At 49.5% G+C, this 25,226-nt stretch carries 20 protein-coding genes and 1 tRNA gene; 6 read left to right on the forward strand and 15 right to left on the reverse strand.

What is annotated here, in order from left to right:
• From purC to ACYVUU_RS07220, 12 genes are all read right to left on the reverse strand, one after another.
• A complete protein-coding gene (gene purC, locus ACYVUU_RS07165; protein ID WP_439775974.1) occupies positions 1-723 on the reverse strand; it encodes a phosphoribosylaminoimidazolesuccinocarboxamide synthase in 723 nt (240 codons plus the stop codon).
• A 306-nt stretch (positions 724-1,029) separates the two neighbouring features.
• The gene (purB, locus tag ACYVUU_RS07170; protein WP_439775973.1) at positions 1,030-2,325 is read right to left on the reverse strand and encodes an adenylosuccinate lyase; all 1,296 of its coding nucleotides are present in this window, start codon (positions 2,323-2,325) and stop codon (positions 1,030-1,032) included.
• A gap of 43 nt (positions 2,326-2,368) precedes the next feature.
• Positions 2,369-3,493 (reverse strand): 5-(carboxyamino)imidazole ribonucleotide synthase, encoded by a 1,125-nt coding sequence (gene purK, locus ACYVUU_RS07175; protein ID WP_484500459.1) that lies wholly within the window; start codon positions 3,491-3,493, stop codon positions 2,369-2,371.
• Positions 3,483-3,950 (reverse strand): 5-(carboxyamino)imidazole ribonucleotide mutase, encoded by a 468-nt coding sequence (gene purE, locus ACYVUU_RS07180; RefSeq protein WP_004560842.1) that lies wholly within the window; start codon positions 3,948-3,950, stop codon positions 3,483-3,485. The genes purK and purE overlap by 11 nt, the downstream gene beginning before the upstream one ends.
• Before the next feature lie 181 nt (positions 3,951-4,131).
• Positions 4,132-4,386: a DUF2087 domain-containing protein gene (locus ACYVUU_RS07185; protein ID WP_439775971.1), complete on the reverse strand. Its 255-nt coding sequence runs from the start codon at positions 4,384-4,386 to the stop codon at positions 4,132-4,134.
• Positions 4,387-5,601 carry an MFS transporter gene (locus tag ACYVUU_RS07190; RefSeq protein ID WP_484500460.1) on the reverse strand — a complete coding sequence of 405 codons (1,215 nt, stop codon included), beginning with the start codon at positions 5,599-5,601 and terminating at the stop codon, positions 4,387-4,389.
• A 249-nt stretch (positions 5,602-5,850) separates the two neighbouring features.
• The gene (locus tag ACYVUU_RS07195; RefSeq protein WP_484500461.1) at positions 5,851-7,440 is read right to left on the reverse strand and encodes a hypothetical protein; all 1,590 of its coding nucleotides are present in this window, start codon (positions 7,438-7,440) and stop codon (positions 5,851-5,853) included.
• Between the two features lie 30 nt (positions 7,441-7,470).
• Complete coding sequence (locus ACYVUU_RS07200) at positions 7,471-9,273, reverse strand: hypothetical protein (protein ID WP_484500462.1); 1,803 nt, start codon at positions 9,271-9,273, stop codon at positions 7,471-7,473.
• 387 nt (positions 9,274-9,660) lie between these two features.
• Positions 9,661-11,259, reverse strand: a complete 1,599-nt coding sequence (locus tag ACYVUU_RS07205; RefSeq protein WP_484500463.1) for an RNA-guided endonuclease TnpB family protein — start codon at positions 11,257-11,259, stop codon at positions 9,661-9,663.
• Complete coding sequence (locus ACYVUU_RS07210) at positions 11,183-11,842, reverse strand: IS607 family transposase (RefSeq protein WP_484498991.1); 660 nt, start codon at positions 11,840-11,842, stop codon at positions 11,183-11,185. The genes ACYVUU_RS07205 and ACYVUU_RS07210 overlap by 77 nt, the downstream gene beginning before the upstream one ends.
• Positions 11,843-12,120: 278 nt before the next feature.
• On the reverse strand, positions 12,121-14,259 hold the full coding sequence (locus ACYVUU_RS07215; RefSeq protein WP_484500464.1) for a type IA DNA topoisomerase: 2,139 nt from the start codon (positions 14,257-14,259) through the stop codon (positions 12,121-12,123).
• A 188-nt stretch (positions 14,260-14,447) separates the two neighbouring features.
• Positions 14,448-14,521: transfer RNA gene (locus ACYVUU_RS07220), tRNA-Arg, on the reverse strand.
• A gap of 231 nt (positions 14,522-14,752) precedes the next feature.
• Here ACYVUU_RS07220 and ACYVUU_RS07225 point away from each other — a divergent pair.
• The 4 genes from ACYVUU_RS07225 (at position 14,753) to cysK (ending at position 20,687) form a co-directional block, all read left to right on the forward strand.
• Complete coding sequence (locus ACYVUU_RS07225) at positions 14,753-17,131, forward strand: Xaa-Pro dipeptidyl-peptidase (RefSeq protein WP_484500465.1); 2,379 nt, start codon at positions 14,753-14,755, stop codon at positions 17,129-17,131.
• 106 nt (positions 17,132-17,237) lie between these two features.
• Complete coding sequence (locus ACYVUU_RS07230) at positions 17,238-18,620, forward strand: MFS transporter (RefSeq protein ID WP_484500466.1); 1,383 nt, start codon at positions 17,238-17,240, stop codon at positions 18,618-18,620.
• Between the two features lie 328 nt (positions 18,621-18,948).
• Positions 18,949-19,731 (forward strand): homoserine O-succinyltransferase, encoded by a 783-nt coding sequence (locus ACYVUU_RS07235; RefSeq protein WP_484500468.1) that lies wholly within the window; start codon positions 18,949-18,951, stop codon positions 19,729-19,731.
• Between the two features lie 32 nt (positions 19,732-19,763).
• The gene (gene cysK / locus ACYVUU_RS07240) at positions 19,764-20,687 is read left to right on the forward strand and encodes a cysteine synthase A (RefSeq protein ID WP_439774801.1); all 924 of its coding nucleotides are present in this window, start codon (positions 19,764-19,766) and stop codon (positions 20,685-20,687) included.
• Positions 20,688-20,862: 175 nt separating this feature from the next.
• On the opposite strand, the gene add is transcribed toward cysK, so the two are convergent.
• The 3 genes from add to ACYVUU_RS07255 form a co-directional block, all read right to left on the reverse strand.
• A complete protein-coding gene (gene add, locus ACYVUU_RS07245) occupies positions 20,863-21,855 on the reverse strand; it encodes an adenosine deaminase (RefSeq protein WP_484500470.1) in 993 nt (330 codons plus the stop codon).
• Between the two features lie 216 nt (positions 21,856-22,071).
• Positions 22,072-22,413 (reverse strand): HIRAN domain-containing protein, encoded by a 342-nt coding sequence (locus ACYVUU_RS07250; RefSeq protein ID WP_439774799.1) that lies wholly within the window; start codon positions 22,411-22,413, stop codon positions 22,072-22,074.
• A gap of 115 nt (positions 22,414-22,528) precedes the next feature.
• Complete coding sequence (locus tag ACYVUU_RS07255) at positions 22,529-23,551, reverse strand: zinc-dependent alcohol dehydrogenase (protein WP_439774798.1); 1,023 nt, start codon at positions 23,549-23,551, stop codon at positions 22,529-22,531.
• 109 nt (positions 23,552-23,660) lie between these two features.
• Between ACYVUU_RS07255 and ACYVUU_RS07260 the strand changes: the two genes are divergently transcribed.
• Both ACYVUU_RS07260 and ACYVUU_RS07265 read left to right on the forward strand, forming a co-directional pair.
• Complete coding sequence (locus tag ACYVUU_RS07260) at positions 23,661-24,203, forward strand: TetR-like C-terminal domain-containing protein (RefSeq protein WP_484500471.1); 543 nt, start codon at positions 23,661-23,663, stop codon at positions 24,201-24,203.
• 81 nt (positions 24,204-24,284) lie between these two features.
• Complete coding sequence (locus tag ACYVUU_RS07265) at positions 24,285-25,214, forward strand: DegV family protein (RefSeq protein WP_439774796.1); 930 nt, start codon at positions 24,285-24,287, stop codon at positions 25,212-25,214.
• The last annotated feature ends 12 nt before the right edge of the window (positions 25,215-25,226 follow it).

A 25,226-nucleotide genomic window follows, 5' to 3' on the forward strand; every position in this document is an offset into this window, starting at 1 on the left:
TTAATCCTCCTTGGCCAAAGCATCCTTCAAACGGGCCAAAACTCTTTCGTAAACATCGATCAGGTTGCCGATTTGCCGGCGGTAAACGTCCTTGTCCATGTGGTCCTTGGTTTCCATGTCCCACAGGCGGCAGTTGTCTGGTGAGAATTCGTCAGCCAGGACAACTTCGCCGTTTGGCAGGGTCCCGAATTCAACCTTGAAGTCAACCAGCAGCATGCCTGCTTCGGCAAACAGCTTGGTCAAAAGCTGGTTGACCTGGCGGGAGATTTCCCAGATCTGTTCATGTTCTTCATGAGTCAGCAGGTGGAAGGCAATGGCGTCTGATTCGTTCATCAGCGGGTCGTGCAGGGCGTCGCTCTTCATGAAGAGTTCTTCAACTGGGGTGTCCAGCTTCTCACCTTCTTCTTTCAAGCCATAACGTTTGCAGAATGATCCAGCCGCGATGTTCCGGGTAACGACTTCCAGGTCAATCATCTTGACCTTCTTGACCAATTGTTCGTTTTTAGACAAACGCTTGATAAAGTGCGTCTTAACCCCATGCTTCATCAAATATTCGAAAACCAGACTGGAAATTTCCGCGTCAAGTTCGCCCTTGTTTTGGAAGACGTCGTGCTTCAAGCCATCCAAAGCGGTAGCGTCATCCTTGTAAACAGCGCGGAGCACTTCTGGATCGTCAGTGGTCCACATTTCCTTAGTCTTACCCTGATAAAGCAATTCTGCCATTTTTTACCCTCCGATTAACACGAACTATAATAATGTAAGCAGGAATTACTATTCGTAATTTCTTTCTTGAACTAAGGATAACAACTTAAAAAAGTTTGGTCAAGAGATTAGCGAACATTTTTAGCCAATGTTCCGCTTACAAACGGAAACAATCCCATTCTTTTTGGACATAATCTTAAAATAAAAGAGATATCAGAGAAAAGCCGAACAAAAAAGCGGCTCATTTTATGAGTCGCTTTTGATTATCTAAATTTCTCTATTCTTTTTATATTGCGGATCGCACTAAAAATTATTGTCTTTTTACACTTATTCCAAACCCAGCCGCTTGTAGATATCGTCGACGTGGCGCAGGTGCCAGTGGTAGTCGAAGGCATCATCAAGATCAGCCTTAGTCAGTTGCTTTTGAATGGTTGGGTCTGCTTCAAGCAGAGGGCGGAATGGAACTTGTTCAGCCCAGCACTTGGCCGTATATGGCTGGATCAAGTCGTAGGCAGCTTCCCGGCTCATACCGCTTTCAACCAGCTTGAGCAGAACACGGCCGGAGTAGATCAAGCCCAAAGTCTTGTCCATGTTCTTCTTCATGGTTTCTGGGAAGACGTCCAGGTTGGCCAGAATCTTGCCCATCCGGTTGAGCATGTAGTCAAGACCAATGGTGCTGTCTGGCAGGATTACCCGTTCAGCACCTGAGTGGGAAATGTCTCTTTCGTGCCAGAGGGTTACGTCTTCGTAGGCAGTTACGACATTGCCACGGAGAACTCTGGCCATCCCGCAGATGTTTTCTGAACCGATCGGGTTGCGCTTGTGCGGCATAGCAGAAGAACCCTTTTGCCCCTTGGCGAAGTGTTCTTCAACTTCATGGATTTCCGTTCTTTGCAAAGAACGGATTTCAGTAGCGATGTTTTCCAAAGAAGTTGCGACCAGGGCGATGGCGGCAATGTATTCTGCGTGCAGGTCACGTGGCAGGACCTGGGTTGAAATTTCCTGAGCGCGCAAACCCAGCTTCTTGCAGACATATGCTTCAACTTCCGGGTCAACCTCAGCGAAAGTGCCGACGGCACCGGAGATCTTGCCGGCTTCCACCCCGCGGGCAGCGTGTTCAAAGCGTTCTTGGTTCCGCTTCATTTCTGAGTACCAGCGGGCAAACTTCAAGCCAAAAGTAGTTGGTTCAGCGTGAATGCCGTGGGTGCGGCCCATGCAGACCGTGTCCTTGAATTCAAGGGCGCGCTTAGCCAGGATGTCGATGAAGTCCTGGATGTCCTTGCGGAGGATGTCGTTAGCCTGCTTTAATTGGTAGCCCTGGGCAGTGTCAACCACGTCAGTACTGGTCAAGCCGTAGTGCACCCACTTCTTTTCCGGCCCCAATGATTCAGAAACGGTCCGGGTGAAGGCGATGACATCGTGGTGGGTCACGGCTTCAATTTCGTTGATGCGGTCAACGCTGAACTTGGCGTTTTTCTTGATCTTTTCCACGTCTTCTGCCGGAATGTGGCCAAGCTTGGACCAAGCTTCGTCAGCAGCGATTTCTACTGCCAGCCAGCATTCATACTTCTTTTCATCAGTCCAAATGGCGCCCATTTCTGGTCGGGTATAGCGTTCAATCATTTATTTTCCACCTTTAAAAAATCAACAATAATCTGCTTTTTAATTATACATCCCAAACTTTGGTCGTTGCAATCTCAGCCAGGGTCTTGTCGACATCGTCGGTCAAGATCGTCACGTGCCCCATCTTCCGGTCTCTGCGGACTTCGCCCTTGCCATAGTCATGGAAGGACCATTGCGGCTTTTCAGCAATCAGCTTTTCGGTTCCGGCCACGTGCTGGCCCAAAACATTGACCATGACGACCGGGCTGAGCAGCTTAATTTTTGGCAATGGCCAGTTGCAAATTGCCCGGTTGTGGACAGCAAACTGGGAAAAGTTGCAGGCTTCAATCGAGTAGTGGCCGGAGTTGTGGGGACGGGGAGCCAGTTCGTTGATGACGATTTTGTCGTCCTTAGTGACGAACATTTCCACGCCCAAGATCCCGCGCAGGTCGATGGCTTCAGCGATCTTGACAGCAGCGTTCTGGGCCTCTTTGGCCAAGTCCGGTGAGATCCGGGCTGGCACGATGCTTTCATGCAGGATTTCGCCCTGGTTGATGTTTTCGCTGACCGGGAAGACCGTGACTTGGCCATCGCAGTTGCGGCCGACCATGACAGAGGCTTCCATGCGGAAGTCGACGAATTTTTCCAAGATGCAGTCACCGCAGGCTAAGACGTCAGCAGTCTTGTCCAAGTCGGCAATTTCCTTCAAAACGACCTGGCCCTTGCCGTCATAGCCGCCTTCGCAGGTCTTTAAAACAGCTGGCAGGCCCAAATCATTAACAGCAGCGTCCAGGTCAGCCCGGTTCTTGACCGCTCTGAACTTGGCCACTTCACAGCCGGCACTTTGGATAAAAGTCTTTTCCCGGATCCGGTTGTTGGTCGTGTAAAGGAGTTTGGTCCCCTGCGGGATAAAGACCTGGTCCTTGACGCTTTCCAGGGCATCCAGGTCCACGTTTTCAAATTCATAGGTCAAGACGTCGCTTCGCCGGGCCAGTTCATGGATAGCCTCGATATCACTGTATTCAGCCACGATCTGGTCGTCAGCGGCTTGGCCAGCCGGGCAAGCCGGAGTTGGGTCCAGAATGATGACCTTCATCCCGCTGGCCTTGGCATCAAAAGCCAGCATTTGCCCTAATTGTCCCCCGCCAATGATGCCGATAGTTTGGCCGGGCTTGATTTTAATAGACAAGGTCTGCACTGCTTTCTTTGGCTTGGTCGTGCATTTCCTTGCGGTAGTCCACGATCTTTTGCTGGAGTTCTTTGTCTTCGATGCCTAAGATCTGCATGGCTAAAAGAGCCGCGTTCTTGGCGCCGGCCGGGCCGATGGCGGTCGTCGCTACAGGGATGCCGGCTGGCATTTGGACGATGGAAAGAAGAGAGTCCATCCCGCCTAAAGCGCTGGTCTTGGCCGGGCAGCCAATTACCGGCAAGGGAGTGTTGGCGGCAATCATGCCTGGCAGGTGGGCGGCCCCGCCAGCACCGGCGATGATCACCTTAGTGCCGTTTTCCGCTGCCTTTTGGGCAAAGGCGAACATTTCTTCCGGCATTCTGTGTGCTGAAATAACCTGCTTGTCGTAGTCAACCCCGAACTTATCGAGCAGCTTGCAAGCTTCCTGCATATAGCCCCAGTCTGACTTGGAGCCCATTACAACACTGATTCTACTAGTCACGATTATTCCTCCTGTCTGCTTTCCCTTAGGATAACAGAAAACTGAACTTTTTTAAAGAGAAAGATGAACTATTTACCAAGAGTTTCTTATTAACATTCGTTTTTAGTTAAAAAGTCGTAAGAAAAAGACCACCAGAGGTGGTCTTAATGCCATAAAATCAATCTTCCTTTTCTGCCCGCCAGTAATGATGGCCATAAGGGTCCCGCTCCAAGCGGCCCGTGTCAACCAAGTAGCGGCGCAAAATAGCGTAGTCATCATAGACTGCCGCCAAAACTTCATTGACTTCCTTTTCAGTATAATCCCGGCCAAATTCAAATCGGTCAATCAAAGCATCAAACAAGGCATCTTTCGCCCTTTGCTTGCGGGGAATGACCTGTAGACGGCCATCCTTGAAAAATCCTGTAATCTCCATTTAAATTTCCTCAACTTCCAACTTTTTACTCTGCATGCCAAAAATTGCTAGCAAAAAGATCAGCAAACCGACAGCAGCCAGACTAACCCAGGCAAAGCCGATGCCATAGTGGTCTGACAAAAAGCCGTTAATTGCCAAAACCACGACTTCGGCGCCCGCGTCCAAGGCATTGGCAACAGACATAATAGTCGCCCGGCGGTTCTCTGTTTGGATCGTCGTTTGCAAAACAATCCCGCCCAGCATATTTTCTAAACTGCCAAACATGGTATGGGGCATGAACAAGACGAGAGACCCATAATACCAGTTTTTCAACCCAACCACGCCAAGCAAAGTAGCAGCCATCATAACCGTGCTGACAACAATCAAGCGGGTCTGTCCTCTATTAGACAGCGGCTTTTTGGACACATAGCGGTTGTAAAGGGAAATCGCCAGCATCCCGGACAAACTCATCAAGATAGAAATCGTCCCAGAATTGACGGTCTTGCCTCTTTGAAAGTACATCTGCCACTGGTCAAGCGGGCCGGCTGAAATAATTGCCACGGGAAGCAGAAGCAAGATCCAGGCAAAAGTCTTCTGTTCTTGCTTGACCGTAAATTTTACATCGGCAACCAGGTTCAGCTTCGGCATCCCTTCTTCCGCCTCAGCCAGGTTTTGGCTGTCATATTTTAAGAGTGGGATGATGGTCAAACTGGTCGCGAGCAAAAAGGCTGCCCCGATAAGCAAAGGCAGGTCCAGGCGGATATTGCCTAAAATATTAGCCCCAACGAAGGTGGCAGCCATGGTCAAGGGCGTGCCGATAATACTGTAGCCAGAGAAAATAGCGCCCAGCTGGTCTTTTTCACCATGCTCAACGGCCTTGTTGGCAATCCAGGAAGTCATGGTGCCCGATTGCAAGGAATCCCCCAAAGCGGTCGAGACCCCGCTGACCGTCAACCACAATAAGTTCATGGGGCTGAGTGCCAAAATTATCAAACCTACAGCTCTGAAGATCCCGCTGGCCATTATGGTTTTCAGATATCCGAATTTGTCAGCAATGTAGCCAGAAGGTATTTCGGCAAAGAAGGTGACCAGCCAGAAAATCTCTAAGAATAGATTGATCTGGCTGTAGCTGTAGCCATTGTGCCGCATAAATAGGTAGATCGTTCCGCTCCATAGCGAGGTCCCGATCGTATACAAGATGCTAACGTAGTAAAAAATATATTTGTATTTCTTCATGTCTTCTCCAATAGTTGATTTGTCTCCCTAAATATTTATTTTTTCTGATTAAATACACCTCTTAAATTTACCATCTTTCTAAAAAAAGTCCATCATTTTCTTCACTTTTTGCTAATGTTAAACAGATTTCTTGGTGGAAAATCCACTATTTATAGTCTTTAGCCTATTATTTTCAGATTAAAAAAGCGCTAGGCAGATGTTTCTGCTTAGCGCTTATTAACAAAGAAATTTATTCATTAACCGACCGACTTATTTCGCCATGTTCGAGTCGAAAACTTCTGCCCGCTTGTTCATGGCTATATAGATCTTCGATTTGTAAGAAGCCAGACCCTCTACTTCCCGTTTGGCATTGAAGTGGTAGTAGTTGACCAGGTTGCCTTTGGCATCGATCTTGAACAGGTAATCGTTAAAGGCAATGTAATAGCACTTGTGAGCAACGTTATAAGTAAAACCCTGCACCTGGCTGGAGTTGGAAATCAAGTCACCATTAGTGGCGGCTGCTTCCTTAACCTTGAAGCTGCTACCTGTCCGGGTGATCTTCCAAATTTCAAAGCGGTGCTTGGACTTGCTATGGAACAGGGCCAGCATGGTATTGTCGTCAATCACGTCCGCGTTTAAGAAGTAGCGGTTGTTTTTCCGCTCGCCATTGCTTACGGCAAAAGTCCAGATCCGCTTGATCTGCATGTCTTTCTTATCGACTTGCAAAAGCTCGTTTGACCGCAGTTTCTTGGTATGGTTCCAGTTAGCCAGTTCATAGATGTAGCATGACGTAGACCCAACAGACTGACCATGGCCGAGTTTGATGTAGGGACTGATCTTGATGCTCTTGACGTAATTCTTCCAAAGCTGGTAATTCAAGGTATTGGTTGGAATATACTGCAGGGCATACTTTGGCACCTGGTTTAAGTGGTAAAGCACCATGTGGCCCCGGGCTCCGTCCATAGACGATTCAGGCCCGCCATAATAATTGGTCGTGACCATGTCCTGGCCATATACATCCAAACCCTGGACATTGCCCCGGACATTGGTTTCCTGGCTGCCTTCCAGCAGGCTAAATGAATTTGGCTCATAAAACTTGGTAGTCAATTTGGCCGTCTTCTTGCCATGCTTGTCAGTCCCCACGTAAGTGTGCGGAGCGACTTGGGCATTGTAGTTGCCTCTAAAAGCCAGCTGGCTTGGAAACCAGGTCTTGCCAACATTGCCGCCCTTGCCCAACTTGGCATCGGCCTTAGAAATGCCCTCTTTGGCATCGCTTCTAACCGTTACCGTGACCTTCCCGCTGGCCTTGCCGTAGCGGTAAGTTACTACGTAGCGGCCTGGCTTTTTCTCAGAAATCCGGTCAGCTGACCGCTTCACAGAGTTAACGTCAACTACGCTGCCGTGCTTGTCTGTCACGTAGTTGATGGCATCAGTCGTCACAAAGCCGTTGGTATCCAATTTATTATTGACCAGGCTGACACTCTTAACCAAAGACATCTTGCTTCTGGCAAAAGCCCGCTCGCTGACATAGCCGACTCCCCGCCCATCAACATAGACATAGTAATACCGTCTGCCCCGGACGAGCTTGTAAGATTTGGACTGGACGTGAGCCAGCTTGAATTCCTTGCTGCTGGCCATTTTCTTGCCAAACTTCCAGACCAGCTTGGTCTTTTTCTTCTTGCCCTTGCCAGTCTTGACTTTTACCTGACTTAAGCTGGAATAGATCCCGTAGTTTTTCTTCCCGTCGATCACCTTGGTCGACAGCTGTTCACTCGCGGCCGCAACTGGCTGACCAACTTCAAAGAAACAAGCAACTGCCATAATTGCGGCTGAAAAGGCCAGTACCTTCTTCAAATTCATTCCTCTTATACTCACAATCATTAAACTCAACTATTTTGTAATATGATCCACTTTCAAAGTTTCCGTCGGATGGTTCAAGTTGACGTAGAGCTCACCCTTGTAGCTGCCCAAACCTTCAAACTCCCGGCCTGTGTCAAACTTGTAGTAATTCAAAAGCTTACCGGCATCCGTTCCGCCATCTAAGCCTGCCCCGATCTTAAAGAGGTAGTCGTTAAAGGCAATGTAGTAAACGTCATATGCACTGTCCCAGACAAAGCCCTGAACTTCAGCGGAATTGCTGATGAGGTCGCTGCCGGTTGCCCCAACTTCCTTGGCCTTGAAGCTGTCGCCAGTTCTGGAAATCTTCCAGTATTCATAGCGGTGCTTAGAAGCATTGTGGAAGAGAGCAATCAAGGTATTGTCGTCAATCACGTCCGCGTTAAGGAAAATCCGCGGGTACTTGGCTGACCCGTTCCAAACCTTGAAAGTCCAGATCTTGTCAATTTCCATGGTTGACTTCTTGACCCGGATCAGTTCCTGGGAGTTAGACCAGTTGTTGGACCGGTTCCAGTTGGCCAAAACGTAAACGTACTTCTTGGTGCTGCCGACTGACTGGCCATGGCCCAGCTTCATGTATGGGCTGACCTTGATGTTCTTGATGTAGCTCAGCCAAGTGTTGAAGCTCAGCATCTTGCTTGGGATCAGCTGCCAGTTGTATTTTCTGACTCCTCGCATGTTGTAGTAAACCATGTGGCCTCTGGCTTCCCGGTTGTCTGCCTGGCCTAAGTCAAGGTTGCTGGTCACCAGGTCATTGTCATAAAAATCAATCCCTTGAACGGCACTGGATACCTTGGCCTCCAGGTTGCTTGAACCTGGCGCGCTCAAAAATGCTGGATGATAGAAGATGGTTTCAATATCCGCGCCTTTGGTGTTGCCAGACATGTTGGTCGCCCAGTATTTGTGGGCACTGGAAACCGCGTCTTCAGAAGTAATAGTTGAAGACGAGGATATGCTGGCCCCGTCACTGGCTGACCAGGTCTTGATCTCTGGCAAGTCAGTTTTAACCGGCGTTACATTGGCGGAACTGATCCCTTCTTTTGCATCCCCCCGCACCGTCAGCTTGCTGGTTGCCTTTGCCTTGCCATACTTGAAGGTCAAAACTGCTGTCCCGGCCTTCTTGCTGGAAACATAGCCAGTATCAGAAATATTCAATTTAGCAGACTTGCAACTGATCTCAACTGAATCATTGTCAACCAGGCTGCCATGCTTGTCAGTTACATAGTTAATCGCGTCTTCAGCGTTAAAGCCAACCGAGTCAGACGGGTTATTGACCAGGCTGACCTGAGAGACCACATTAGCCTTAGAAAGGGCAAAAGCCTTCTCATTCACGTAGCCGACTGGCCGGCCATCAACGTAGATGTAGTAGTAGCGCTTGCCGCCTTTGACCTTGTAGGACTTGGACTGGACATGAGAATATCTGAAGTCAGAAGAAGCCGTCAATTTCTTGCCAAACTTCCACTCCTTCTTCTTTACGTTCTTGTAATCAGTCTTGGTCACCCACTTGTACTTGACCTGCTTGACTGTCTTGTACTTGGTCTTTCCCTTCTTCTTATAGGCGACCTTCTTCTTAACCGTGTACTTCTTCTTTTCCTTGGTCTTTGTCTTGACCTTCTTAGTTACCTCTTCCAGTTTGAGCGAGGAATAGACCTGGTAGCTCTTATCCCCCATGATCTTGGTCACAAGATCGGTATTCGTGCTCTTACTGTAGTCTTTACTGCTGCTTGCTTGCACCTGACTAGCCAGACCGACCATCAAAGCCGCGCTGGTCATCATGCCCAGGGCAAAACGTCTCATCAAACTCTTCCCGAATCATAAAACTTACTAAATCTTGATAATCACATCAGTATTGGTAAGTTTTTCTGATATTCCTTTCTAGTGAAATCTATGGGTAGATTCAACTTGGCAAAAGAAATCAGATTTTTAACCTTTTGAAGTTAAGGTCAGTGAGTACGGTTGGCTGTCAAACAACGCCAAATGGCGTCATCCAATAGCTTTTTATCTGCCCCACTGGAAACTTTTAGCATGGCAGTCTTGAAGGCATCTTGCCTGCTAAAAAGCAGGCAAGCATATCGTGATGCCTTCTCGAAGCAGTCAAGCCGCGATTTTAATACCCCGAACTGAGTTCGTTAAAGCTGACTGCCCTTACATGCTAGAGCCTTCAACTTTGTAGTATTACTTGGCTTATGCTTCTTTTATCCGACTGTCAAGAATTTCCTTAACTCGCTTGTAAGGCGTATAAAGCGTGATTTCTTCGTCAGTTAATCTACTCAATATATTTTTTGCAGCGGCGATATTCGCATTCATCTCGCCGCATTTCTTGCATTTAGTCAGTTCATGATGACTGCCGTATCTTTCTTCAAAATGCTGCCCGCAGATCGGACAGTACTGAGAAGTATATGCCGGATTGACATCATGAGTTTCAATCGAATTCTTGCTTGAAAGATATTCAATGCGTTCATCCAGTTGGCCCTTAGTCCATGAATTCAAGCGCTTGCGCATTTTTCTTGCGAATCTGCTGTTATCTGATTTGACGCCTTTTTCTTTTACGAACGTCAAGTCTTCCTTGGCAATGACTGCCGGATGCTCTGTCTCAATCATCCTGTTTATCGCACAGTTGATAAAGCTTCTGACAGTTTCTTGCGCTGAGCGGTAACTCTTTTCATACGACTTTCTGCCGATATTGTTCTGCTCCAGATTCTTAAGCTTGCCAAGCTGTTTTCTTTTCTTCTTCGAAGCTGTCTTAGACAAAGGTTTGTCTGCCTTTTCCAGTTGCTCAAGCTGCTGATTGAGCAGCCAGCGCAAACTCATATAAGGCTGCCGATTTGCGTTTCGCTTGCCGTACTTGTCAACGATGGCATTGGCAAGCTTGCTGAAGTTTTTACCATATTCATTGCCGCTGCTGCAGGAAAGCAAGGTGGCAAGCCCCTTGTCAATGCCGATCGCCTTCTTTGAATTGTTACTGTAACGCTTGCTAGTGATCAGCTTATGAACTTCGAGGCGCTGCTTGATGCGGTCAAGCACTACTGTGATATCGCCGGTGCGTGGATAACTCCACGGGCTGGTCATCTCCACAGAAAACTGCTTTCTAGGCACGTCTGAACTGAATGAAAAAATATTTCCTTCAAATGCCCAATTCAAGTCACACTTCATGCTAGAGCCAAGCTTGCCCGACTTGCGTGCCCGGTAGTGATAGCGATACGTAATCCGGCGTAAGTAGCTGTATGCTTGCTTGATTTGCTTATCCGTCAGCTTAGCTTCTATTTCAGTTAAAGCTTCGGCATATTCTTCTGGCAGCTCAATTGGCTTGTGAAGAAGAACGGCTTGCCATGCACTTTTAAATTTCAAGATAAAGAACAAAAGGTGGCGCTGATCTGCAGAAAGATTTTCATTTCCTTGGATCACTTTCTTCAAGCGGTTATCCAGATTCGACCACATGCTTTTTATGTTGGCGCATGCTTCACGGAGAGCGCCTACCCAGTGCTTGGTTTGAAAGCTATAGACTGTTTCCAGCTTTCCTTTTGATCCCTTAACCGGCTTGTCCCATTTGCGAACTTGGTTACGCAGAGTCTGCCAGTTATTAACCGCAAGCATCGACTTGATGCCACAGTAGCGGTTCAAAAAGAAATGCCGGCACCTGCCGTATCTTTCAAAGAAGTCGGACATTCTGGCAAATTCTTCATCGCTTAACTTTTTGGAGTAGACTCTAATCGTCTTGGGCTGAGTCTTTGTCACTGTCTGCTTGATTGAAGAGCTTTTTGCTTTCTTGGATGACTCTTGCATTCTGATGCGACCTCTTTCCATACAGCTTAGCTGAGAAAACAGTGATTATAGATAAAACGTCTTCTACAAGTTCTGAATTTGGATCAACGTTGTCTGTCTGATTGATGACAACTAGCTCTACGTCGTTTGCCTGGCAGATCGTCTCAATCATTTCAAAGCCAAAACGAACAAGTCGGTCTTGGTAATTTACCACGACTCGTTCACACTGTTTCTTGCAGATCATGTTGATCAGCTCGGTTAGGCCCTTTTTCTTATAGTTGAGACCTGATCCAACGTCTTGAATGATCTTAAACTGATAGCCATTGACTTCGCAATATCTAGACACTACATCCTTCTGCCTTTGGAGGTCTTCTTTTTGATGACCAGAAGAAATCCGGCAATAGCCGATGGTCAGTGGCTTCTTAGGCTTAGATGCCTTCACATTTCCTTGCAGAACTTCATCTAGCATTTCTTTAGTGTAGCGACGTTGATTGGCGGCAGTTCTAAGCGGTGTAATCAGTCCCTCAGCTTCCCAATTGCGGAGAGTTGACTTGGCAACGTTAAGATACTCAGCTGCTTTTGATATGGACATGTATTCGCTCATCGTTTCTTCCTTCCAATCTTTCGATATAGATATTATATCAAGAACTGGTAAGAAACATTGCTATTTAGCATTGGATAAAATGAATAATTTTTAGCAGTCACACCCTTCATTATCTAAAGATACAAAACTCATAATTCTATTATTAACAAAAAGCACCCAGATAATTTACACTTTTATCAATAAATGCCTTTTCATACTTTACCACAGTTTTCGAGCCCTATTTCATTTGTAACGAAATTGTTAACTCATTTTAAAAAATATTGCTTTCTTGCTAAAAATCAGTCAAAAGCCAAAGAGAGTTTGTCCCCTTCCAGCTGCAGCTTGGCTGAATACCGCTGCCCGCTCTTTTTAGAGACAAAGCCGTCCAGCTTGTCGGTCTTACCCTTGCTGATCAAGGTCTTGACGATCCGCTTGCCCATGTTCTTGCCGGCAAATTTCTTGGGCAGGGTAAAGTGGCAGCCGCCCCGGTAATTACTGCAGCCGTAAAACTTGCCTTTGTCAGTAATTTCTCCTTTCTTGCAGACCGGACAAGGCCCGATTGCCGCGGCTTTGGCCTGCCGGGTCTGGGCTTCTTCCTGCAAGCCTTGGTCGACCTGGATCTTGCCAGGCACTTCCATGATCATCTTCGAAATAAATTTCTTGATCTGCCCTAAAAAGTTATCCTGGCTCCGTTCTTTAGCCCCAACTTGCTTTAAGGCCTTTTCCCACTGAGCCGTCATCTGCGCGCTGACTAAAAGCGGCTCTGCTTCGGCCGCCTTGCAAAGAATAGTCCCTTCCGGGGTGACCGACAGCTTGTTTTGCCGGCTCTGCATGTAGCCCCGCTTCTTCAAAATTTCAATGGTGCTGGCCCGGGTGGCTTCCGTCCCGATCCCTTCAACATCCTTTAAAATGGCCTGGGCTTCTTCATCGTCCAGGGTCTTGCCCGCTGTCTTCATGGCCGTGATCAAGCTCCCTTCCGTAAATTTGGCCGGGGGCTTGGTCTCTTCTTCCTGCTCCTTCAATTTAGCCGTCAGTTCCTGGCCAGCTTCCAGAGGAGGCAGCTGGGCGTCTTTGACTGGCCCTTCCAGGATCTTCCAGCCCAGGTTCACAGTGACGTTACCGCTGGCTTTAAAAGTCAATTGGCCAACATCAATCAAAGCCGTTGTCTTCTCATAGACGTAGGCCTTTAAAAACATTTCCAAAGTCCGCCGCAGAACCAAATCATAGATCCGCCCTTCCAGCTTGGACATTTTCCCTAACTGCATCTGGCTGGGCACGGTCTTGGTCATGATGATAGCGTGGTGCTCCTGGACTTTGCTGGAGTCGACATAGCGCTTCTCCGCCTTTAAAGGCTTCATTTGCTCTTTGACTTCTGCAGAATTTGGCAAAAGCCCTTGGTAGCGGTCCAGGTTCTGGGCCAGATAGGCATACTCGTTGTCCGTAATATAGTTGCAGTCAGTCCGCGGGTAGCTTAAAAACTTGTTTTCATACAAATTCTGCACGGCCTGCAAAACCTGGCTGGCTGAAGCATGATAGCGGCGGTTGGCTTCCGTCTGCAGGCTGGACAAGGAGAAAAGGCGGGGGCTGGCCAGGCTCTTTTGCTCTTTCTCCACCTTGGTCACCCGGCCAGTCTGCTTGCCCAAACTCCCGCCTTTAGCCAGCAAAAACTGCTCCAGTTCCGCCGGACTCTTGAATTTCGTTTCCGGCAGCAAGCGGCCGGTAAATTTCTTTCTTCCCTGCCAAAAATCGGCCATAAGCAGCCAGTACTTCTCTGGCTTAAAATTGGCAATCTCCTGGTCGCGCTTGTAGACCATATACAAAGTTGGCGTCTGCACCCGGCCGATTGAATAAGTCCCCTTGATCCCCTGTTTTCTTAAAAGCAAGGTAAATAAGGGACTGCCATTCATCCCGACCAGCCAGTCGCTGATCTGCCGGGTCTGGGCTTCCTTATAGCGGTAGTAGTAGTCCCAGCCTGGCCGCAAGTTCTGGAAGCCTTCCCTGATCGCGGCTTTTTCCAAAGAGTTGATCCAGAGGCGGAAGAGGCGCTTTTGTTTCAAGTCGATCCCTGCCTGCCGCATGATGGACCAGGCAATATTTTCCCCTTCCCGGTCACTGTCAGTGGCAATCACGATCGTATCTGCCCGCTTGAGCAAATTAGCGACAATATTGAACTGCTTCTTCTTGTCCCGGGGGACCAGGTACTTGTACTGGTCTGGAAAAATCGGCAGCTTCTTTAAAGACCAGCGCTTGTAGCTGGCGTCATAGGCTTCCGGCAGGGCCATTTCCACCAGGTGGCCAAAGCCATAGGTGATCACCGTATCTGCCGGCAAAATAGGGTCAGCCACCTTAATCTGCCCCTCCCCCTTCTGGCTCTGGGCAAAAGCTGCCGCGTATGCCCTAGCCTGGCTGGGCTTCTCTGCTAAAATTACCGTCGTCATTACATTTCCTGCCTTGTGTAAAAAATCGTGAGCAAATAAAAAGGCCCCAGCCATGAGGCCAGGATTGCTCGAACAAGCGTTTATTATTTATTCCATTATAGTTTACTTTTGCCAGCTTGGCAAATTTTATGCGAATATAACAAAAAAATCACCGAGGCAAGCCTCAGTGATTTCTCTGGTTGCAATCATGATTCGGGTGAGATTCGAACTCACGACCCACGGTTTAGAAGACCGTTGCTCTATCCAGCTGAGCTACCGAACCGTTATGCTCCGACGCAACAAATTAAGTATATTAGACCAGGGATAAATTGTCAAACATATTTTGGAAAAAAGTTGCTTTTTTTCTTGACCATTTTTCCCTTGACAAAAAGGAAGCGGTTTGCTTGCATTAACTTGAGAACTTGCTTAAAAAACAGCTAAAAAACTGGATAAAGCAAAAAGATTCAATAATCCATAGATGTAAAGATACAAAGTTATAAAGATGAGGTAAAGCATGAAATACAATCAATATGCCTACGTTGAAACCAGTCCGGAAAAGGCTGCTGAAGAGCTGCTGGCGATCAACTTTTTGCCGGAAAACTACTCTTCCCTTTCCTTTAGTGAGCTCCTGGCCGTCTTGACCGGCAATGTCCTGGCTGAAGCCACGACCCGCCAGGCTAAGGACGCCAAATTGGCGGAATTTGCCGTGGATGACCAAACTGACCTGGCCACCTTTCTCTTGGACACGCCAACTGCCATCACCGCCAGCCAGTTTGCCAATGTTGCCCTGCAGCTGTTAGGCTACCACCCAAACTACGACTACAGTCTGACTGATCCTCTTTCTTGCGGGAAAAAGCATGCCCTGCCCGCCTTTAAAGACTTAAAGAGCAAAGAAAATTTGATTTTTGCCTTCTACCGCCTGCTCAACACCCGGAGCAAAAATGGGCAGATCCTTTTAGACGTCATGGCCGGCAAGGGCTACTTCACCCAGTTCTGGGGGGAAGGCAAGTTCATGTTCTTTAATGGCAAGTCCCTGCCAGTTTTTGACACCAGCCAGGTCATCCGCGAAGTCGTTTACGTGCAAAGCGACCTGGACACGGATGGAGACGGGGAAGGCGACCTTTTGCCAGTCACGGTCTTCCGGCCTGTTGAAAGCCAGGACCAGCTGAAAGTTCCAGCCCTTTACACGGCTTCACCATACTTTGGCGGGATCATCGACAATGTCAAAACTAACCACAATGTTGACGAAAACCTGACTGACGCGACTACTTGGACCAATCCCAAGTACGTGGCCAAGCCCTTGGTTAAAAGTCCTGCCCCAAGCGACCAGGACGTGCTAGCGACAGAACTGGCAACCGGCCAGTCTTCTTACGGCTTAAACGAATACCTCCTGGCCCGGGGCTTTGCCTCCGTCTTCTCCGGGGCCATCGGCAACCGGCACGGGGATGGGATCCGGATCACCGGGTCACCGGAAGAAACCATCTCCCAAAAAGAAGTCATCGAATGGCTGACTGGGGACCGGGTAGCCTATACCGACCGGACCCGCCGCTTTGAAACAAAAGCCAGCTGGTGCAGCGGCAATGTCGGCATGACTGGCCGCTCTTACCTGGGCACTTTGCAGATTGCCATCGCAACAACCGGGGTCAAGGGGCTGAAGACGGTGGTTTCTGAAGCCGCTATTTCCTCATGGTATGACTACTACCGGGAACACGGCCTGGTTGTCGCGCCAGGCGAATGCCAGGGCGAAGACATGGACAAGCTGGCCGAAGTCTGCCAATCCAACCTCTGGGATGGGGGCAATTTCACCGCCAAAAAGGCTTATGAAGCAGAGCAGGCAGAACTTTTTGCTGGCCAGGACCGGGCAACTGGCCAATACTCTGACTTCTGGGAAGCCAGAAACTACCGCCACCACGCTGATGGCATCAAGTGCTCCTGGATCTCAGTTCACGGCTTAAATGACTGGAACGTTAAGCCAAAGAACGTCTACAAGATCTGGCAAAAGGTCAAGCAGTTGCCAGTTGAATCCCGCCTCTTCCTCCACCAGGGTCCGCACTACAACATGAACAACCTGGTTTCCATCGACTTCACCGACCTCATGAACCTCTGGTTCGTCCACGAGCTTTTAGAAGTGGAAAACGGGGCTTATGAACAATGGCCGAAGGTCATGATCCAGGACAACCTGGAAGCCGACAAGTGGCATGAAGAAAACGACTGGGCCAACGACCTGGGTCAGGCCAGCCTCTATTCACCAACGGCTGACGGCGACCTGTCAACGGTTGAAAACGGCCAGGGCCAGCTGACCTTCACCGACCTGGGTGGGACAGAATTCAAGAAGGCCGGCATCAGCGAGACTGACTGGGAATACCAGTTTATCAGCGGGGAGGAAAAATGGGCCAAGGCCAGCCTCCGCTTTGAAAGCGAGGAATTCCTCCACCCGACTACCCTGGTCGGCCGGCCAAAGGTCCGGGTCCGGGTAGCAGCTGACAAGACTGTCGGCCAATTGTCCGTTGCCCTGGTTGACCTGGGAACCCGGCAGCGGCTGACGCCAACGCCAAAGATTTTTGCCAGAGGAAACCAGCCCTTCGGCTTCCGCTTTGGGGCAGACTCCTTGCAGGAATTCGTTCCGGACAAGGCCACTAAGGCCAAGCTGATCACCAAGGCCCACATGAACCTGCAGAACTACCAGGACATGAAGCAGCCAAGCAAGCTGGAAGCCGGCCAGTTCGTCGACCTGGAATTTGAACTGCAGCCGACTTACTACACCCTGCCTGCTGGCGCTAAATTGGGCCTCATCATCTACTCAACCGACCAAGGCATGACCAAGCGGCCACTGGAAACCGAAGATTACACGGTCGATCTGGCTGGAACTGCCCTTTTGCTCTACCGGAAATAATTTTTTTAAAAGCAGATTTATGATAGAATAGTCTTGTTGAAAGATAATTCAAAGGCTGTCGCGGAGCTACCGCTGACAGCCTTTTTGTGCTCTTAGAAAGGTTTTTATGGAAAAATCAAGCAAAGTCAACCTCGCTATTTTCAGCGCTGGGCTCATGACCTTCATCGGCATTCTGAATGAAACCTCCATGAACGTCGCCTACCCGCTTTTAGTCAAGCAGTTCCACCAGCCCCTGGCAACCGTCCAGTGGATCACTACCGCCTATCTCTTGACGGTCACCATCGTCATGGGGACCACCGCCTACCTGCTCAAGCAGGTCCCGGCCCGCTGGCTGCATTTAGGAGCCGCCCTGGCCTTCATTTGCGGCTGCGTCATCTGCGCAGTAACCTCCAGCTTTCCTTTGATGCTGGCCGGCCGGGTCATTCAAGGGATCGCTACCGGCTTTTCCACCCCGATCATGTTCCAGCTGATCTTCACCCAGGTCCCTAAGCAAAAACTGGGCCTCATGACTGGTTTTGCCGGCATGATCATCTCCTTTGCCCCGGCCTTGGGGCCAACTTACGGGGGCTTGGTCTTGACCATGGCCAGCTGGCGGATGATCTTCTGGCTGCTTTTGCCCCTGGCCTTAGTCAGCTTAATCGGCGGCCAGGTCTACATCCGCAATCAGGTTGCCCGGCAAAAGGAAAAATTTGACGCTCCTTCCCTGCTCTTGCTGGGGCTGGCCCTTTTTGCCATCATCTATGCCCTGTCTTTAATCGGGACCAGCAATTTGGCCTGGATCCTGCTTTTAGCCGGAGCAATCCTCTTTTCCTTCTTCCTTTTTGTCAACAAGCGCGGCGGCAGCCACCTGCTTAACCTGGCAATTTTTAAAGAAAAAACTGTCTGCCTGGCCGCTTTAACCTACTTCTGCCTGCAGCTGGTCAACATCGGCCTGTCTGTCGCCGTTCCCATCTATGCCCAGTACGCTTTGGCAACCAGCAGCTTGATCAGCGGCCTGGTTCTTTTGCCAGGGTCCTGCGTCGGCGCGATCATCTCGCCTTTTGCCGGAAAAATGGCCGACAAGCGGGGCTTCAAGTTTCCGCTGACCCTGGGCGGCTGCCTCTTTCTCTTGGGCAACTGCCTGCTCTTAGTCCTGCAGCCCCTTTTAACCCCGGTCTTGATCGTTGTCTGCCACATCGTGATCCGGTCCGGCTTCAACTTGAGCTTTGCCAACACCATCTCCAATGCTTCAACTCTAGTTGAGCGAAAAAACGTAGCTGACGTCAATTCCTCTTTCAACATGATCCAGCAGTTTGCAGGTTCAGTCGGCGTCAGCCTGGCCACGGCCTTGATCTCCCTGGCCCAGAAAAACGGGCAAGGGACCTTGGCCCAAAGAAGCTACCAGGGCGGCAGATACGACTTCATCCTCTTCAGTTGCCTGGCCCTGCTGACCCTCCTGGCTATCTGGCAGAACTTCCGCCTGCAGGGCAGGAAAAACAAAGAAAATTAGTTTTCTGTAACTTTTTTCTAATTTTCCTTGTCAAAAGAAAAAATACCAGTTATACTTGCAGTAACTAATTTAGGAGGTAAGCCAAATGTTCAACAAGAATCTGTTCAACGTAAACATGACTGCTTGTTGTTGTGGATTGTGTCTTAAGCAATCCACTATTTGGCTTGGACTGGAAAGCTAGAAGCAGACCAGAATTCCAAAAATATCCAAATAACTTTGGTTGTTTAAGACGCGTAGAGCTCAGCTCACGCGTCTTTTTGTTTTCCCTGATTTCCCTGCTTTTATTAACTATTGACTGCTATTTTTTCAAAAAGGACTGACACACAAGATGAACAAGAAAATCGGCATTCTCAACTTGATGCATGACAAAATCGATACTCAAAAGAGGTTCAGCTATGTCATCAAAGAGGCCAGCCCGGAAACTGACATCACTTACTTTTACCCCCAAAGCCACTATCTAAACCGGCCCTTGCCCGAAAACTGGCCGGCAGAGCCCTTAGATCTGGCAAAAGTTGCAAAGCTGGACGGCTTTATCGTCACCGGTGCTCCGATCGAGCTGCTAGCCTTTAGCGAAGTCGATTATTGGGAAGAACTAACCCGGCTCTTTGCCTTTTTAAAGGCTAAAAAGATTCCCCAGCTTTATGTCTGTTGGGGCGCCATGGCGGCTCTCTACTATTTCTACGGGATCGGCAAGCATCCCCTGCCGGAGAAGATTTTCGGCATCTACCCCCAGGAGATCCTGGCTCCCGCCCCCCTGTTAGATGGCCTGGTCACGGGTTTCCGTGCCCCGCACGCCCGCTATGCCGAGATGAACAGGAGCGAGATTGAGCAAGAAAAAGCCTTGACCATCAATGCCACTACTCCAGACGGCCATCTGACCCTGGTCACCGGACCTGGCCAGCAGGCCTTTCTCTTCAGCCACCTGGAGTACGGCCCCCAGGCTTTTAGCAAGGAATACCAGCGGGAATTATCCGCTAGAGGAGGTGATGACCGGAACCTAGCGAAACCGCAGCGGTATTTCGCGGATGAAGCCGCCATGTCCCTGCCCCAGTTCACCTGGGAGTCCACCCAGCAGCACTTTTTTAAAAATTGGCTGCAAAGCATCAGATAATTTTTATGAATAATTTTCAGGAGGAAAAAACTATGTCAACTGACCGCATTTACGGCAACATTTTGGAAACTATCGGCCACACCCCAATCGTTAAGTTAAACCGGGTCGTGCCAGAAGGAGCAGCCGACGTCTACGTCAAGCTGGAATTCTTCAACCCAGCCGGTTCTGTCAAGGACCGGATCGCCCTGGCCATGATTGAAAAAGCAGAAAAGGAAGGCAAGCTTAAGCCTGGCGACACTATCGTCGAACCAACTTCCGGCAACACCGGGATCGGCCTGTCAGCTGTGGCCAGTGCCAAGGGCTACCACTTGATCATCGCCATGCCGGAAACCATGAGCGAGGAAAGAAAGAAGATCATGCGGGCCTACGGGGCTGAGCTGCTCCTCACTCCAGGCAAGGACGGGATGCCGGGTTCTATCGCCTTGGCCGAAAAGCTGGTCAAGGAAAAGGGCTACTTCATGCCAATGCAGTTTGAAAACCCAGCCAACCCGGCAATCCACGAACTGACTACTGGTCAGGAAATCGTCAACGCTTTCGCAGGCGACCTGCCAGACGCTTTCGTGGCCGGAGTTGGTACTGGCGGCACCTTGACCGGGATTGGCCGGGCCTTGAAGAAGGCCGGCGACGTCAAGGTCTACGCCCTGGAACCTGCGGAATCCCCGCTTTTGAAGGAAGGCAAGAAGGGGCCGCACAAGATCCAGGGTATCTCTGCCGGCTTCATTCCTAAGACTCTGGACCAGTCCATCTACGACGGGATTGTCGAAGTTTCCAGCGAGGAAGCCTTTGCAACGGCCAGAGAAGTTGCCCGACTGGAAGGCTTTTTGCCAGGGATCTCTGCCGGGGCCAATATCCACGGAGCTATCGAACTGGCTAAAAAGCTGGGCGCCGGCAAGAAGGTGGTCACTGTAGCACCGGACAACGGGGAACGCTACCTGTCAACTGCTCTGTACCAGTAAGATAGATACAAAAATAAACAATAGAATCAAAGAAACAAAATAACTGAAGCAAAACAACAGAATCATCTAATTTAGTACTTAACACCTTGCTTAACATCAACAACTAATCAAAAAAGACTGCATCCCTGGGGATGCAGTTTTCGTTTGCCTTCTATTTGCATTTATCGGTATCGGCTTATTCTTCCAGCAAGGACAGCAGCCGGTCTTTTTCCTCCTGGCTGGCAAAAGCGGCTCTAACCGAATTCAAGTAGAGCTGCTTTTCTTCGGATTTAGTCAAGCCCTGCTCTTCCATGAGCTGGTATTCATGTGGCAGGTTGGTGGCTGAAACAGTCATGTTGTCGGTATTCAAGGTCACCCGCAAATTCTGCACCATCATGGAGCGGAGGGGATATTCCGCAATCTGGTCAAAAACCTTGGTGTTTAAGTTTGAGCTGGCGCAGCATTCAAGAGTAATGCCGTCTGCAGCTAACTGCTTAACCAGGCTTGGATCTTCTTGGCAGCGGATGCCGTGACCAATCCGCTTAGTTCCTAGAGCCAGAGCTTCTCTCATCGATTCTGGCCCCGCGGCTTCGCCGGCATGGATGGTGTAAGGAATCCCCCATTCTTTGGCCTGCTGGAAAAGGGGCGCATACTTGCGGTTGGCTACTTCTTCATTTTCCGGGCCCGCCAGGTCCAAGCCGGCTACCCCCTTACCCAAGAAGTCTTTAGCTACTTTCACCGTTTCCCAGTTGGCTTCATCCTGGCCAACCAGCCGCATCAAGCAAAGCAGGAAGTTGGCGTGCAGGTCGTCACCTTCCTGCTCCTTTTGCCAGGCGTAAAAATCGTCTCTGCCGGATAAAACTGCTTGGACAGCTTCTGCCTGGGTCAAAGTTTCCGTGTGCCTTTGTGGGGCAAAGCGGATTTCCACGTAAACCAGGCCCTGGCCGCGCAATTCTTCCAAGAGTTCTCTGACAATCAAGCGCAAGTTTTCTGCCGTCTGCATCAAGGACAAGGGAAAGTCAAACTTTTCCAGGTATTCGTCCAGGTTCCGGCAGTCCGGGCTGACGGACAGTCTTTTTCGCAAGTCGGCTTCTGGCAGGCTTTTGCCTTCTTTGGCCAGCAGTTCACGGACGGTTTGGTAAGGCACGGAGCCATCTAAGTGCAGGTGGAGGTCAATCAGTTTTTTCATGGTGTCTTTTACCCCTGTAAGAAAATAATTGTTACTATTTTAGCACCATTTCTGCTTTTTTAAAGGATATTTTTTGCAAAAAGCTTTTTGGCGATTGACACAAATTGGACGACTCTGACATATTGTTCGGAATTTGCTGAAATGCTTTTTCTTTTAAAAAGCAAAATCCTGCTTGAAAGCAACATTGCTGTCTCAAGCAGGACTTTTCACGGCAAATTAATATTGTCTGCGTTTTTTATAAATCTTTTTAACTTTTTCAAAACCGGTCTCTTCCAGCTCGCAGACCAGCCCTTGCGGCAGGACGTAGAGCACCCGGCCTGTCGCTCCGTCGTCGATCAAGTCGTACAGGCGGCCGGCGCTGCGGCTTTCGCCCAAGACCGTGTAAGGGCTGTTGGCCACGTAACCGATCTTGCCCAAGGCCCTGGCTTCAACCCGAATGGCTTCTTTGTCATACTTGTTGTCAGGTTCCTTGTACAAGGTCACCCGCATCCCTGGCTTGAAAACTTCAGTGCCATAGTAGTGGTTGCAGCCCGCTACGGTGAAAAAGATGTCTTCCATACTGTCGGCCTCCATTCGTGCATGTATAGTCAATAGTTAATTTTTACAAAAAATACTTCTACGTTAACTATAATCCTGCCATTTTCCGGTAGCAAGGGCTTTTTGAAAAGCTGTTTTAGTTTGGCTTAATAATGACGTTCAAGGCCCTGGTCGGGTCACTGGCCGTTTCTAATCCGGTCACGATCTGGTCCAAAGGATACTCCTGGGTGATAATTTTCTCCAAAGGCCACTTGCCGCTGGACATGATAGCAAAAACGTCCTTGACGTCTTCCGGGAAGTAGCCGCCGGAGCCGATTAGGCTCTGCTGGGCATAGGTCATGTGCAGCAAGTCTACCTGCCGGGGCTTGTTGTTGACGGCTACAGCCACGAAACGGCTGGAGATTTTGCCAAAGTCAAAGAAGTCGTCCAGGATGCTGGTTGCGCCGGCCGCGTCAACCCACTCATCGATGTCAGCCACTTCTCCTTTCAGTGACCGGTCCTGGCCAAAGTAGGCCTGTGCCTTTTCCCGCCAGTCTTCCTTGCCTGGGTTGCAGACCTCAAAGCCAAGTTCCTTGGCAATGTTTAAACGGAAGTCCGCCAGGTCACAGATCATGACCTTTTCCATGCCAAAATGTTTCAAGGCAACTGCCGCGGCAATGCCGATCGTGCCGGCACCGAAGACGATGCCGTGTTCTCCGGCCTGCGGGTTGCCGCGCCGGGCTGCTCTGGTGCCGACCGTGAATGGTTCAGTCAAGGCTGCCAGCCGGTCGCTGATGGCTGACGGGACCTTGTAGAAGGACCGGTTCAGCTTGGCTTTTGGCAAGAGCATGTACTGGGAAAAGCCACCCAAGGTACCTGCTCTTGAAATATCGTTCTTGGCCAAAAGCGGGTACGGGTAAATCCGGTCGCCCACCTGCACGTCCTTGACGTTCTCCCCGACCTTGACCACCCGGGAAACCGTCTCATGGCCAAACTCTCCGCCCGGGGTTACCTTGTGACCGGTGTTCGGGCCGTGCTGGTAAACAGCCACGTCCGTGCCGCAGATGCTGGAGTAGATGTTCTGCACCAGAATGTCGTCGCTGCCGCATTCATCAACTGGCAGTTCCTTGACTTCAACATGTTTTTGTCCGTAATAAATTGCTGCTTTCATTGTTTTCATAATTGATCACTCCTTTACTTATCAAGTTTATTTGCTTATGATAGTTTTGACAATCAGCAATTTCCCAATAAGTGTTGGAACTTTGGAGATCTAGTAAAGGAATTTTTTCATGAATACCAAAAACAACCAGCAGTTCCGCCGCAGCCAGGACTTGATGGAAAAGGCCCTCCTCACCCTGCTCAACGATCCAAAAAAGCCCAAAATCACCGTCAGCGCCATCGTCAAACAGGCTGGCATCAACCGGTCGACTTTTTACGCCCACTACCTGGACCTGCCAGACATGCTGGACAAGACCGAAAGCAAGCTGCGCCAGGATTTGATGGCTGACTATCCGCACTCCGTGCCCTTGAGCGAGCCGTCCTTCGTGCCCTTCCTCAACTTCATCAAGAAGCACCGGGACTTCTACGTTGCCATTTTGAAAACCAGAACGACCTTCCCCCTAAGGACCGAGCAGGAACAGCTTTTCAGCCAGGTGATCGATCCGCTTTGCGAAAAAAACGGTATGAAAGATGAAGACGTCTACGTGCTGATCGCCTTTCAGTCAGCCTTCACCATGATTCTGCGCTACTGGGTCGAAAACGGCTGCCAGGAGAGCCCGGAGGAAATGGCGCGGACGATTTACCAGACTCTGCCAGCCTGCCTGCAGCAATAATCTGCCAAACTTGCTCATTCATCCTATTTTAACTAAAATTAACGTAAAAGCATCTCTATTAAATTTGGGAGGAAAAATAACATGAAAATTGCTGTTCTGACTGACAGTTCTGCTTACTTGAGCAAGGAACAACAAGAGAAATACCACATTGACGTGGTGCCAATCCCCTTGATTTGGGACGGAAAAACCTATTACGACTTAGTTGACATCGGCTATGAGGAATTCTATGAAAAAATTTCCTCTAGCGAGACCCTGCCAACCACTTCCCAGCCAGCTTTGGGCCAGATCATGGAATTCGTTGACCGCTACGTAAAAGAGGGCTACACCGACGTAATTGTCTTGCCCCTGTCTAGCGGACTCTCCAGCTCTTACAGCACTCTGGTCAACTATGCCGCAGAAGAAGACAGAATCAAGATCCATCCATTTGACTGCCGCATTACCTGCGCGGGTCTGGCTGACTGCGCGATTTTGGCTGCTCGCTTGGCTAATGCCGGCGCGAGCGTTGACCTCATCATGAAAGACCTGGAAGACTTGCGCAAGACCATTGGCGTCCGTTTCTTGGTCGACAACCTGGCCCACCTTAAACGGACCGGCCGCTTGTCAAACGCCGCCAGTTTCATCGGTACTCTCTTGCACATTACGCCTATCCTAACCATGGACGTGCAAAAAACTGGCCATATCTCCGCCATCGCCAAGGAACGCCATTACAAACGGGCCTACAAGCATATCCAAGAGGACTTCCGCGATCTGACTGAAAACAAGGACTACCCAATCCAGGCTGCGATTTTGGATGCGGCTAGCCCTGAGCGCGGCAAAGAATGGCTAGACGACTACTGTAAGACTTTTCCAAAGGACAAGTTCTATCGGACAATCATCGGTCCAGTCGTTGGCGTTCACTGCGGGAAAAACACCATCGCCATCATCTGGTGTAGGGACTTAGACAGCTATTTTGACGAAAACGGCCAGCCCCTTGAAAACGTTGAATCAGCTGAAGTCGGCGAAAAGTTTTAGCTAATCCAAAAC

The sequence above is a fragment of the Lactobacillus sp. WILCCON 0058 genome (genome assembly GCF_057198005.1).

Coding starts and splice junctions, on each gene's coding strand:
- ACYVUU_RS07200 (WP_484500462.1), bottom strand. CDS start 9,273: ATGAGACGTTTTGCCCTGGGCATGATGACCAGCGCGGCTTTGATGGTC.
- ACYVUU_RS07215 (WP_484500464.1), bottom strand. CDS start 14,259: ATGACGACGGTAATTTTAGCAGAGAAGCCCAGCCAGGCTAGGGCATAC.
- ACYVUU_RS07185 (WP_439775971.1), bottom strand. CDS start 4,386: ATGGAGATTACAGGATTTTTCAAGGATGGCCGTCTACAGGTCATTCCC.
- ACYVUU_RS07195 (WP_484500461.1), bottom strand. CDS start 7,440: ATGAATTTGAAGAAGGTACTGGCCTTTTCAGCCGCAATTATGGCAGTT.
- ACYVUU_RS07255 (WP_439774798.1), bottom strand. CDS start 23,551: ATGAAAACAATGAAAGCAGCAATTTATTACGGACAAAAACATGTTGAA.
- ACYVUU_RS07260 (WP_484500471.1), top strand. CDS start 23,661: ATGAATACCAAAAACAACCAGCAGTTCCGCCGCAGCCAGGACTTGATG.
- cysK (WP_439774801.1), top strand. CDS start 19,764: ATGTCAACTGACCGCATTTACGGCAACATTTTGGAAACTATCGGCCAC.
- purC (WP_439775974.1), bottom strand. CDS start 723: ATGGCAGAATTGCTTTATCAGGGTAAGACTAAGGAAATGTGGACCACT.
- purB (WP_439775973.1), bottom strand. CDS start 2,325: ATGATTGAACGCTATACCCGACCAGAAATGGGCGCCATTTGGACTGAT.
- ACYVUU_RS07190 (WP_484500460.1), bottom strand. CDS start 5,601: ATGAAGAAATACAAATATATTTTTTACTACGTTAGCATCTTGTATACG.
- ACYVUU_RS07205 (WP_484500463.1), bottom strand. CDS start 11,259: ATGCAAGAGTCATCCAAGAAAGCAAAAAGCTCTTCAATCAAGCAGACA.
- ACYVUU_RS07265 (WP_439774796.1), top strand. CDS start 24,285: ATGAAAATTGCTGTTCTGACTGACAGTTCTGCTTACTTGAGCAAGGAA.
- ACYVUU_RS07230 (WP_484500466.1), top strand. CDS start 17,238: ATGGAAAAATCAAGCAAAGTCAACCTCGCTATTTTCAGCGCTGGGCTC.
- ACYVUU_RS07210 (WP_484498991.1), bottom strand. CDS start 11,842: ATGAGCGAATACATGTCCATATCAAAAGCAGCTGAGTATCTTAACGTT.
- add (WP_484500470.1), bottom strand. CDS start 21,855: ATGAAAAAACTGATTGACCTCCACCTGCACTTAGATGGCTCCGTGCCT.
- ACYVUU_RS07225 (WP_484500465.1), top strand. CDS start 14,753: ATGAAATACAATCAATATGCCTACGTTGAAACCAGTCCGGAAAAGGCT.
- ACYVUU_RS07235 (WP_484500468.1), top strand. CDS start 18,949: ATGAACAAGAAAATCGGCATTCTCAACTTGATGCATGACAAAATCGAT.
- ACYVUU_RS07250 (WP_439774799.1), bottom strand. CDS start 22,413: ATGGAAGACATCTTTTTCACCGTAGCGGGCTGCAACCACTACTATGGC.
- purE (WP_004560842.1), bottom strand. CDS start 3,950: ATGGGCTCCAAGTCAGACTGGGGCTATATGCAGGAAGCTTGCAAGCTG.